Source organism: Portibacter lacus (assembly GCF_021533215.1).
Taxonomy (GTDB): Bacteria; Bacteroidota; Bacteroidia; order Chitinophagales; family Saprospiraceae; genus Portibacter; species Portibacter lacus.
In genome coordinates this window covers 150,519-162,579 of sequence record NZ_JAJNKA010000006.1, presented here as the reverse complement: position 1 = coordinate 162,579, position 12,061 = coordinate 150,519, and the positions used below count along the sequence as shown (strand labels likewise).

Annotated in this window: 12 protein-coding genes; 1 reads left to right on the top strand and 11 read right to left on the bottom strand. The window is 36.7% G+C overall.

Annotated elements, in window-relative coordinates:
• Window positions 1–47: 47 nt before the first annotated feature.
• A complete protein-coding gene (locus L2586_RS11890; RefSeq protein ID WP_235293122.1) occupies window positions 48–422 on the top strand; it encodes a hypothetical protein in 375 nt (124 codons plus the stop codon).
• Between the two features lie 140 nt (window positions 423–562).
• Here L2586_RS11890 and L2586_RS11885 read toward each other — a convergent pair whose 3' ends face one another.
• From L2586_RS11885 to hisG, 11 genes are all read right to left on the bottom strand, one after another.
• Window positions 563–763 carry a putative signal transducing protein gene (locus tag L2586_RS11885; protein ID WP_235293121.1) on the bottom strand — a complete coding sequence of 67 codons (201 nt, stop codon included), beginning with the start codon at window positions 761–763 and terminating at the stop codon, window positions 563–565.
• A 158-nt stretch (window positions 764–921) separates the two neighbouring features.
• A complete protein-coding gene (locus L2586_RS11880) occupies window positions 922–3,525 on the bottom strand; it encodes a glycoside hydrolase family 95 protein (RefSeq protein WP_235293120.1) in 2,604 nt (867 codons plus the stop codon).
• 222 nt (window positions 3,526–3,747) lie between these two features.
• A complete protein-coding gene (locus L2586_RS24670) occupies window positions 3,748–4,623 on the bottom strand; it encodes an OmpA/MotB family protein (protein WP_235293119.1) in 876 nt (291 codons plus the stop codon).
• Window positions 4,624–4,799: 176 nt separating this feature from the next.
• Complete coding sequence (gene hisIE / locus L2586_RS11870) at window positions 4,800–5,408, bottom strand: bifunctional phosphoribosyl-AMP cyclohydrolase/phosphoribosyl-ATP diphosphatase HisIE (RefSeq protein ID WP_235293118.1); 609 nt, start codon at window positions 5,406–5,408, stop codon at window positions 4,800–4,802.
• 4 nt (window positions 5,409–5,412) lie between these two features.
• Window positions 5,413–6,171 (bottom strand): imidazole glycerol phosphate synthase subunit HisF, encoded by a 759-nt coding sequence (gene hisF / locus L2586_RS11865; RefSeq protein ID WP_235293117.1) that lies wholly within the window; start codon window positions 6,169–6,171, stop codon window positions 5,413–5,415.
• Window positions 6,161–6,880 (bottom strand): 1-(5-phosphoribosyl)-5-[(5-phosphoribosylamino)methylideneamino]imidazole-4-carboxamide isomerase, encoded by a 720-nt coding sequence (gene hisA, locus L2586_RS11860; RefSeq protein ID WP_235293116.1) that lies wholly within the window; start codon window positions 6,878–6,880, stop codon window positions 6,161–6,163. The genes hisF and hisA overlap by 11 nt, the downstream gene beginning before the upstream one ends.
• Entirely contained in the window at window positions 6,877–7,461 is a 585-nt protein-coding gene (gene hisH, locus L2586_RS11855) for an imidazole glycerol phosphate synthase subunit HisH (RefSeq protein ID WP_235293115.1), read from the bottom strand. Before hisH ends, hisA begins: the two co-directional genes overlap by 4 nt.
• A complete protein-coding gene (gene hisB / locus L2586_RS11850; protein ID WP_235293114.1) occupies window positions 7,461–8,558 on the bottom strand; it encodes a bifunctional histidinol-phosphatase/imidazoleglycerol-phosphate dehydratase HisB in 1,098 nt (365 codons plus the stop codon). Before hisB ends, hisH begins: the two co-directional genes overlap by 1 nt.
• Window positions 8,555–9,583, bottom strand: coding sequence for a histidinol-phosphate transaminase (gene hisC, locus L2586_RS11845; RefSeq protein WP_235293113.1), 1,029 nt, complete (start codon window positions 9,581–9,583; stop codon window positions 8,555–8,557). The genes hisB and hisC overlap by 4 nt, the downstream gene beginning before the upstream one ends.
• Window positions 9,584–9,591: 8 nt before the next feature.
• A complete protein-coding gene (gene hisD / locus L2586_RS11840; protein WP_235293112.1) occupies window positions 9,592–10,851 on the bottom strand; it encodes a histidinol dehydrogenase in 1,260 nt (419 codons plus the stop codon).
• Window positions 10,851–11,711: an ATP phosphoribosyltransferase gene (hisG, locus tag L2586_RS11835; protein ID WP_235293111.1), complete on the bottom strand. Its 861-nt coding sequence runs from the start codon at window positions 11,709–11,711 to the stop codon at window positions 10,851–10,853. Before hisG ends, hisD begins: the two co-directional genes overlap by 1 nt.
• Window positions 11,712–12,061: the final 350 nt, after the last annotated feature.

Below are 12,061 nucleotides of genomic sequence, written 5' to 3'. Positions count from 1 at the left end.
ATCTTTATGTGTTATCTTTGCAGTATATAAACTAAAACACAACATTTATGCGAATTCTAGCATTGGTCTTAATGACCATTTTAGCGACCACCTCTTGTAAAAAAGATGTACAGTGTCCAGCTGAAGATTTTGTCGGAACATATATGGGAGATACAGAATGCTCTTTAGGGCTAATTTCGGAGGAAGATGACTTAGTGGTGGTTTCTAAATTAAATGATGACACCGTAGAGATTGAATTTCAAGGAGAAGTACTTGTAGTAGACATCAAAGGTTGTAATTTAGAAGTTGATGGAAATGTTACTTTAGGAACTGGAATAGATGGAACGGCATCTTTAGATGGTAATACGCTAACGGTATCATTCCAAAAGAAAGCCGCAACTATTATTGTTTCAGAATGTGATTTTACGGGAGTTAGGATATAGCTTTATCATTTCAGGTTAACGCACACAACACTTTTTTTTAGCATAGCGGAATAATTCATTATCACTGAGTTATTTCATCAATGATTTTAATATCATTGGATTTCGGATGATAAGTTAAATCACTAACTCGCGATCAAGCATCAAATAATCTCAGCTTCTTGTAATATCACTCTTGCTTTATCCTCATCTTCTTTATGGACAATGATCTGAATTTCTCCGAATATATTAGCATGCGCTGAATCCATTTTATTAATATGATGAGCAGTAATACCTGCTTCTTTTAGTAAATGCATTGCTGTCATTACTTTAAGCTCCGAGACCGAGATAAATATTGTTTCCATTTCCATATTTCTGATTTACTTATAAAACAAAGATGTTATTTAATTTAGTTCCAATGACAAAAAGCCATTCATAAAAAGAGTTTAAGATAATATCATTTTCTTACATCCATATTTTTATGTTAGCTCCACAAACTTCTATGGAAACCAGACTGTTCTAGTTATTTAATGGTCAATGTATAGACCTGCCCACGAACAGTAGTAAATCCTATCGATCCATCATTCAGGATTTCGTGAGCAACCTGCTTACCATTACTCATTACTTTCAAATTTCCTTCAGTCTTCATTCGAATAGGTTTTCCTGCTTTTGATAAAAGGTTAACCTCAGTGATGCTTCCATTCGTCCATGCCATATCCACTTCAAAGCCACCCCGTGCTTGAACTCCACGAAAGGAACCTGATAACCATTCATCTGGCAACGCTGGAAGTAAGTGAACCACTCCTTCATGAGATTGCACCAACATTTCAGATATTGCAGCCGTTAAGCCAAGAGATCCATCCACTTGTAATGGTTTAAAACACTTCGCAAAAAGAGACATATAACATTGCTCTTTGAGATAGCCTTTATAGATTGAGTTTGCTCTTTCTCCATCATACAATCTCGCCCAAAGCGCCATTTTCCAGGCTCGCGAAAATCCAGTTCCGCCATCACCTCTTTGTTCCAAGACCGCCTTAATTGGATCTATAAATTCGGGCGTACGGTTTGCTGAAAGCACATTTCCTGGATATAATCCATACATATGAGAAAAATGCCTGTGCTTATCTTCTAATTGACCTAAATCATCGGACCATTCCTGTAGACTTCCATCCTTTCCTACTTGAGAAGGCGCTAACCTTGCCTTCACTGCTAACACCTGAGAAGCATATGCGGTATCTTTTCCGAGGATAGATGCTGCTTCCGTGTAGTAGGTAAATAAATCCTTTAAGATCTGCATATCCATCGTTGCACCGTAAGTAATGGTGGTGAAATAGTACATTCCTGTTACTTCGTCATAGAAATATTCATATCCAGGCCCTTTAGGTGGATTCTCAGGAGAGTTAGATGGATTCGTCACTAACCACTCTCCATTCGGATGCTCCACAAGGAAATCCATAAAGAAGTCGACGGACCCTTTGATGATAGGATATGCTTTTGCTAGGAAATCTTCATCTTGGGTGTAGAGATAGTGCTCCCATATATGAGTAACCAACCATGCTCCACCCACGGTAAATGTTCCCCACGTCGGCCCATCCATTGGCGCTGCAACTCTCCAAAGGTCAGTATTCTGATGAAAAACCCAACCAAAAGCGCCATAATGTTCCTTTGCAACTTGGCTTCCTTGATCGGTGAGTTCCTCGATCATCTTAATAAGTGGTTCAGAGAGTTCCGACAGATTAGCAGATTCAACTGCCCAATAATTCATTTCGGTATTAATATTGGTCGTATACTTTGAATCCCAAGGCGGATTCATATCCTTATTCCATATTCCTTGCAAGTTCGTTGGCTGGGTACCTGGACGACTGGAAGCAATTAGCAAATATCTCCCGAATTGATAGGACAGAGCTGCCATTTGTGGATCGGGTACGGAATCGATACTCGCCATTCTTTCATCTGTAGGAAGAAACGACGTCTTCGTTTCAGGTAAATCAAGTATTACTCTATCAAAAAACTCCTTGTGATCATTTATAGCGTCTTCCCTAATGGCTAAGTATTTTTTATCTTTCAATTTTTTCAGCACTTCCTGAACACGCATTTTTTCGTTACCACTTACATCCTTGTAATTGACAAAATTCGTAGCTGCAACAAAGTAGATCGTCACCGAAGTGGCATTCTTAACCGTAATCTTAGCATCATTACGAAGCAGTACTCCTCCGTCGGTTTCTACTCTCACTCGCGCCTCGTATCTTAGTTTCCCTTCGATACCCATGTAATCCGCAGACTTCCCAGTTAGAACTAATTCATTTTCTCCAGCGCCATCCATCCTGAAATAGTCTGTGGCATAATTCGAATGTGTGCTATTTCTAACACCTCGTAATTGGGTATCGAAATTGATCATTCCAGGTTTGCTAGCTGATAATCGAACCACTATGGTTTGGTCTACCGCAGATGAAAATACTTCCCTTAGATAAGTAACGCCATCTATTGTATATTCCACACCGCTAATTCCGCTAGCTAGATCCAACCATCGTTTGTAATTTTTCTGCTTTGCTTCTTTATGAAAAAAGAGGTGAAGATTTGCAAGGGACTGATATTTTTGCTGCTCTACTGGATAACCCATCAGGTGCCTCCCAAAAAGCTTATGAGCTTCGATAGGTTTTCCATCAAAGATCAGTTTTTGAATCTCAGGGAGTTTTTTGTAACCTCCTTTGACCACCGTATTATAAGGTCCACCAGACCAATATGTTTCCTCATTTAGTTGGATTCGCTCTTCACTAACTCCTCCAAAAACCATCGCTCCTATTCGACCATTTCCTACTGGCAAGGCATCTTCCCAAACTTCTGCAGGTTTCTGGTACCACATTAAGCTAGTCGGATCGAATGACTGATTGTCAATACTTTCAGCAATCAAACTTGGTATATCTTGTGCGCTAAGCAGGCATTGTGAAGATAGACTTAGTGCCAATGAAAAAACAACCGTAAGTAAGGAATGCTGCATCATATACTTATTATAATCTATTCTTGATTTAAAAAATTGACCTAAAAAAAAATAAAAGTCTACAATCAAAGAAGTAGAAAAATAGTCGTTAGAGTTAGTTGTTATAGGACTTTCTTTCGAATAGATCATTGGATAAGATTACGATTGCAATAATGTGTTTCTTAAATATATGATTTTTATGTTCAACCAATAAATTGGGACTTAAATCATTAATCATATTTTCAGAACAAATCTTCAGTACTCTTGCGTCGATGAACCACTTATAGCAAGTTTTCAATGACAGCTTACTAAACAAAAAAAGGCGATGTTCCATTTCGAAACATCGCCTTTATATTTTTTATTAATTCCTATTTATTTTCCAGCTCCTGGCTCAGCCATTAATTGGAAGAATTCATCTAATCTAGGAGTAACAATAATTTCTGTTCTTCTATTCATAGATCTACCTTCAGATGTTTCATTATCTGCTTTAGGTAAGTACTGTCCTCTACCTCCAGCTGTCATTCTAGAAGGATCTACATTGTAATCTTTTTGTAGGATTCTAACAACAGAAGTTGCTCTTTCCACACTTAATTCCCAGTTGTCTTTGAATGAAGCCGTTTCTTTTAATAACTTATCATCCGTGTGTCCTTCTACGATGATATCGAAGCTATTGTGATCATTAACAACTTTAGCAACTTTCGCTAGTACATTCTTCGCTGCATTGTTAACTGTAGCGCTTCCTGATTGGAAAAGTAATTTATCAGAAATAGAGATAAATACAACACCTTTCTTAACATCAACTTGGATATCAGAATCGTTTACATCAGCTAAAGAACGCTTCAAATTCATCACTAAAGCAAGATTTAAAGAATCTTTTCTCTTAGCATCTTGAGAAAGGTTCTGGATGTACTTACTTTGTTGGTTTAAAGATTCAAGAGATTGCTTGATACTTTCAGCTCCTGCTTTATTAACAACTGATAAATCAGAAAGTCTATCTAATAAATTCGTACTTGTCTTTTTGTTGAATTCAAGTTCCTCTGAAATGATCCTCAACTTTTCATCTTTAACATTTAAATCTGATTGGAACTGAGCTTCAGAAATTTGCATCTGCGCTTTCATGTTCTCTAATTGAGTTTTAATTTTCTCCTTATCATCTTCACATTTTGAATTATCCGAACTTAATTGGTCATACTTTAATTCTAATGCACTCTTTGATGCTTCAAGATCTACAAATTTTTTCTTACTCACGCACGAAACGCTGAAGGAAGAAATTAGGAAAAGTAGAGTAAAGCTTTTAAGAAATGTCGACATAATAATTGTTTTTTTTATCTGTTGGTTCTAAAAAATTTAATTGAAATTCATAATTAATGTTGAAGATCAAAATTTATTCCAAAAATTTTAACATTTCGGGCAAATATTTATAATTATTTGTGTCTTTCCCTCAATATTTGTTCAACATCTGCAATTGTATACCCTTTATACTGCAATAAAACTAAATAATGATACATTAAATCTGCACTTTCATTTAAAAATAAATATTCATTATCGTCCTTTGCTTCGATCACTAATTCGACAGCTTCCTCCCCTACTTTCTGTGCAACTTTATTAATTCCTTTCGCAAATAAACTCGCAGTATAAGAAGTTTCTGGTGGAGCATTTTTTCTAGATTCAAGTACCGACTCTAAATAGTGCAAGAATCTTCCTTCAGATTTATTCTCTTCATCCCAGCAAGTATCTGATCCTGTATGACATACAGGGCCAACTGGATCAACTTTAATCAGTAAACTGTCCTTATCGCAATCCAATAGTATTTCTTTCACATTTAAAAAATTGCCACTTTCTTCACCTTTCGTCCATAACCGCTCTTTAGACCTAGAATAAAAGCATACTTTATTATCTTTTATGGTCTTTTCGAAAGAGGCTTTATTCATAAAACCTTGCATTAATACTTTAAGTGTATTCTGGTCTTGAATAATGGCAGGCACTAAACCACTCATTTTCTCAAAATCTATATCTTCTATTTTAAAATCCATTTTCTTAAGTTAATCGTACGTTAATATTATTCTTATCTAAGTAATTCTTGAGTTCAGGAATACCTATTTGCCCAAAATGGAAAACACTCGCCGCTAATGCAGCATCAGCCAGTCCATCATCGAAAGTTTCTTTAAAATGTTGCATACTACCTGCACCGCCACTAGCGATGATTGGAACATTGACCATTTTAGAAAGCTTGCTCAATTCTTTATTGGCAAATCCATTCTTCGTTCCATCATGATCCATGGAAGTGAACAAGATTTCTCCAGCGCCTCTATCTACTGCTTCCTTTACCCAATCAAATAAGTCGATGGTCGTTGCTTTTCTTCCACCGACTAAGTGAACTAGCCACTGACCATTAATCTGCTTAGCATCTACCGCAAGAACAATGCACTGATTCCCGAACTTGGCAGCACATTCATTCAATAGATCTGGATTTCTAACCGCTGCTGAATTAATACTGACCTTATCTGCTCCTGACTGTAGCGCAATGTAAGCATCGTCCACAGATGAAATTCCGCCTCCTACTGTAAATGGAATATTGATCTGCTTAGCAACCTTAGTTACTAGTTCAACCATCGTTTTCCGCTTATCAGAGGTAGCCGTAATATCTAAGAATACTAACTCATCAGCACCTTGATCTGCATAAATCTTCGCCTGCTCTACTGGATCTCCTGCATCTATTAGATCCAGAAAATTCACTCCTTTGACTGTTCTTCCGTCCTTTATATCCAGACAAGGGATGATTCGTTTAGATAACATACTTCGTTAATTCATTAAGTGAAATCCTTCCTTCATAAATGGCTTTTCCTATAATTACACCATCTATTCCTAGTGCCTTCAATGTTTCTAATTCACCTATATCCGTAACTCCGCCACTTGCGACTAATTTAATATCAGGTGTATTACTCATTATTTCTTCATAAAGTTCGATCGAACTTCCTTCTAGCATACCATCCTTAGCGATATCCGTACATACAAAGTAAGAAACGCCCTTGGCCATGTAATCATTTATATAATCGAAAAGGTCGATATCTGAAGCTTCTTGCCACCCATGAATAGCGATCTTTCTATCATTCACATCTGGACTAAGAATAATGAACTCTTTACCAAAGTCAACAATAAACTGTTCCACCAACGGTCTATCCTTAATAGATAATGATCCAATATTTATCTGGTCGGCTCCTGCATTCACTAAAGACTTAATATCACTTTCATTTCTGATCCCACCGCCATAATCCACGATTAATCCTGTATTACTCTTAATCTTTTCTAATATCCCCTGATGCTGCACACTACCCTTCTTCGCTCCATCTAGGTCTACTAGATGCAAATGCTTCAGTCCAGCTCCTTCGAAAGCTTTCGCCATTTCTAATGGATCGTCTGCATATACTTTTTTCTTTTCAAAATCACCTTTTTCAAGCCTAACAGCTTTCCCTTCGATCACATCGATAGCAGGTATAATTCTCATAATTCTAGAAAGTTTTTAATAAGTTTGGAACCGTTAATAGCGCTTTTTTCAGGATGAAACTGGCATCCGTAAAAGTTGTCTTTCTGCATAATTGCGCTAAATTCATGTCCATAATCTGATACACCGATCGTATACTTTCCTACAGGGACGTAGTAGCTATGAACAAAATAAAAAGAAGCATTATCTGCGATGCCTTTTAACAACTTGGAATCTTTGATCGAAACCGTATTCCAACCCATATGTGGAACCTTGTGTTGTATATTAAATTTCTTAACTTTTTCTTGGAATATGTCTAAGCACGGTGTGTCTCTTTCTTCTGAAAAGGAACACATTAATTGCATTCCTAGGCAAATGCCGAGGCAAGGTTGTTCCAGTGCAGGAATCACTTTATCTAATCCCATTTTCGTAATCACTTCCATCGCACTTCTCGCTTCTCCTACACCAGGAAAAATCACTTTATCAGCAGACTTAATAACTTCTGCATCAGCACTTTGCACTGCTTGAACTCCTAGCCTTTCTAAAGCAAACTTGACGGATTGCACATTACCCGCACCATAATCAATAATTACCACATTGCTCATTATAGACTCCCTTTAGTACTTGGTAAAACCATATAATTTGGATCTCTTTTTACTGCCTTTCTGATCGCTCTTGCAAAGGCCTTGAAAATCGCTTCGATCTTATGATGTTCGTTACTTCCTTCCGCTTTTATATTCAAATTACATGCGGATGCATCTGAAAAAGACTTGAAGAAATGAAAGAACATTTCTGTGGGCATATCGCCTACTTTTTCTCTCTTAAATTCTGCATCCCAGACAATCCAAGCTCTCCCTCCAAAATCTATCGCAACTTGCGCCAAGCAATCATCCATCGGCAAAGAATATCCATATCTCTCTATGCCTAGTTTATTACCTATTGCTTCTTTAAATGCTTCACCTAATGCTATACCAGTGTCCTCGATCGTATGATGCTCATCTACTTCAAGATCGCCATCCACTTCTACCGTTAAGTCCATTGCACCGTGCTTAGCAATTTGCTCTAACATGTGATCAAAAAAGCCCAGACCAGTGTTTAAAGTACTTTTACCTTGACCATCTAATAGTAATTCTATTTTAATCTTAGTTTCGTTCGTGTTACGTTCATGAGTAACTATTCGATCTTTCAGGATCAAGAACTCATAAATATCCTTCCACGTATCACACTTTACAAAATCTCCTTTTTCAGTTATTTCTGGATTGATCAATATCCCAGTTGCGCCTAAGTTTACAGCTAACTGCATATCACTTAATCGATCTCCTACTACAAAAGACTTACTTAGATCATAATCACCAGAAAAGTATTTCTGCAACAACCCTGTTCCTGGCTTTCTTGTATCCTTCCCTTCATGCTCGAATGTTTTATCTATACATACTTCATCAAATACGACACCTTCATTTTCTAAAGCCTTCAATATCTTATGGTGAGCAGGCCAGAAAGTTTCTTCTGGAAATGAATCTGTTCCCAGCCCATCTTGGTTCGTTACCATGACTAACTCCACATCTAATTGTTCCATGATCTGAGGCAAATACCTTAAGACACCTGGCATAAGTTCAAGCTTCTCTAAGGAATCCAACTGATAGTCCTCAGGTGGTTCAATGGCAAGAACTCCATCTCGATCTAAGAATAAAACACTTTTCATTTCTTCAAAATTTTGATAAGCTTATCATTTTCTTCTGGCGTTCCAATGGTTATCCTCAGACAACCTTTGCAATGGAACTGATTACTTCTATTTCTTACAACTATTCCATGATCCAGTAAATACTTATAATAGTGGTCTGCATCATCAAATTTCACAAGGAGGAAATTCGCATCACTTTCATATATCTTCTTAACCACATCCATCTTGTCGAGTTCAGCGGCTAATTTCAATTTTTCACTTTTAAGAGAAGCGAGATTCTTCTTAAAGGTTTCTTCATCATTTAACTTCTCTAAAGCAACCTTCTGCGTAAGCACATTAATATTATAAGGAGGTTTTATTTTATTGATTTGGTCAATGATAAAAGGGTTAGAAAACGCCATACCAAGTCTTATTCCTGCCATTCCCCATGCCTTAGAAAAGGTCTGTGTTATGATTAGATTAGGTTTTTCGTTGATCAAATCTAGGAATCCTGAAGTTGCACTAAAGTCAATGTATGCCTCATCTATTACAACAATGCCTGGAAATTGATCAATAATATTGATCACATCTTCTCGATTTAAGACATTACCAACTGGATTATTCGGGGAACATAGAAATAGGATCTTCGTTTCTCTATCGTATTGCTTCAGAATAGAGTCCACAACAATCTGAAAATCTGTGGTTAGTGCTGCTTCTTTTACAAATATGTTGTTGATATTAGCCAACACTTTGTACATTCCATAAGTAGGTGGAGTGATAATCACCTCATCTTTCCCAGGAATACAAAACAACCTAAAAATCAAATCCAAGGCTTCATCGGATCCATTTCCAAGGAATATGCATGAAGGATCCACTCCTTTCATCTCAGAAATTTTAGATTTCAATTCTTTCTGTAACGGGTCCGGATATCTGTTGATCTTATTTTCAAACGGATTCTCATTCGCATCAACGAAAATGTCTGCTTGTCCGTGAAACTCACTTCGTGCGGAAGAATATGGTTTCAAGTTGAGCAATTCTGGCCTAATTAATCTTTCTATTTCTTTCATTCAATTGATTATAAGTCTTTCAATCGTAGGGTTACTGCATTTTTATGAGCTTGAAGTCCTTCTGCCCCAGCCATTAATTCAATGGTGTTACCAAGATTTTTAATTCCAACTTTAGAAATTTGCTGAAAAGTGATCTTCTTTATAAACGAATCTAAGTTTACTCCACTGTACATGTTTGCAAATCCTGCCGTCGGAAGCGTATGATTCGTTCCTGAAGCATAATCTCCAGCACTTTCTGGACAATAATTTCCTAAAAATACGGAACCTGCATTTTCTATTTTTGAAATATAATGCTCGAAATCATCATCTGCAATGATTAAGTGCTCTGGAGCATATTGGTTACTGAATTCGATCATGTCCTTATCATCCATGAAAACAATAAATTTCGAATTCTCAATCGCTTTTTCAGCAATCTTCTCCCTTGGAAGTTGCTTGATCTGAATAGCAATCTCTTTTTCTATCTCCGCTAACTTATCCTCCGTCCGAGCTAGACAAATCACCTGTGAATCCACACCGTGCTCTGCTTGTGACAAAAGGTCTGAAGCAACATATGCAGGGTTAGAATTTTCGGATGCAATAACCAATAATTCTGATGGTCCAGCAGGCATATCGATCGCTGTTCCTTTAGTTAATGCAAATTGTTTAGCAGCAGTAACATACTGATTACCAGGCCCGAATATCTTTTGAACTTTAGGAACACTTTCCGTTCCCAAAGATAAAGCTGCAATCGCTTGCGATCCTCCTATTGTAAAAATCTTAGTAATTCCTGCTACGTTCGCAGCATATAATATGGCAGGGTTAATTCCACCGTTTTCATCGGGAGGCGTACATAGAACAATTTCTTTGCATCCTGCTATCTGAGCTGGAATTGCAAGCATTAAAACCGTTGAAAAAAGAGGTGCTGTCCCTCCCGGAATATACAATCCGACAGACTCTATTGCTCTTGCTTCTTGCCAGCAAACCACACCAGGAGTCGTTTCTATTTTGGATGGAACATGAATTTGCGATTCATGAAACTTCCTAATATTATTACTTGCTAATTGAATGGCTACTTTCAAATTTTCATCCAGAGCTGGTGACGAAGCCTTTAATTCTAATGATGTTAATTTAACCCTATCAAATTGCTCAGTAAATTTTAGTAAAGCTTCATCTCCGTTTTCTTCAACTTCTTTAAATACCGAACTAATGACCGAACTTAGATCTTGTTGATTGAGAGCAGGCCTTTGAATTAAATCTGACCATTCATTTTTAGGTGGATTAACAATCATTACATCACAATTTTTTCAATAGGAACAATCAAAATTCCTTCTGCACCTGCTTCCTTTAACTCCTCGATCACTTCCCAGAACTTATCTTCTTCTATTACAGAGTGAACAGAGCTCCAGCCTTCTGTAGCTAGGGGCAAAACCGTCGGTGATTTTAAAACTGGTAAGATATTAGAAATCTGCTCTATTTTATCATTAGGCGCATTCATTAAAATATACTTCGATTTTCTTGCTCTGAGAACAGTTCTAATTCTAAAGATCACTTTATCTATAAGTGCTTCTTTCTCAGGAGAAAGATTCTTGTTCTTCACAATTACAGCTTGTGATTTCAAGATTACTTCTTTTTCTACTAGACCATTTTTGAATAAAGTACTTCCAGAACTGACTAAGTCACAGATCGCATCAGATAAACCAATATTAGGAGCGATTTCTACAGATCCAGAAATAACATGAATCTCAGCATCGATCCCTTTTTCATCTAGGAACTTTTGTAAAGTTACCGGATATGAAGTCGCAATCCTTTTCCCATTAAGGTCTTCTATCCCATTGTATTCACTTTCCTTAGGAATAGCGATAGAAAGACGGCATTTAGAAAAACCAAGTTTTTCGATCACTTCTACATCGGCATTTTTTTCTACCAATAGATTCTCGCCTACCACAGCGATATCAGCAACACCATCGACGACATACTGAGGAATGTCTGAATTTCGAAGATAAAGAACATCTAATGGAAAGTTATGCGAACTTGCCTTCAGTTGATCTTTTCCATTATTAATTGAAATACCACCAGATTTTAATAGTTCTAGAGAACCATCGAATAATCTTCCTTTCTTTTGAACTGCAACGTTAAGCCTATTTTCCATTTTATAGTTTTATTAATAAAAAAATCCCACCTGGTATCAGGTAGGATCATTTATATCTTATACATACAAATCACTTCTCTACCTCAGTAGGTATTCTAAAATGATGATGCATGTGTAATCTTTCTAATTTCATAATATGTCAGCAAATATATAAAAGAATTGCTTATTTACTATTTGAACTTGGCAAAAAAGGACAATTTAATAGAATAGCCTTAATAAATCTATAAATAAAGCTCAATTTAGGTCTAAAGTAAATGCAAATAAATCAAATTAACAATCCAATCTATACAAGTATTTCGATAAAAAATCCCGACCTTATTTTCCATTCTTAAATAATAACATTCAGTTTA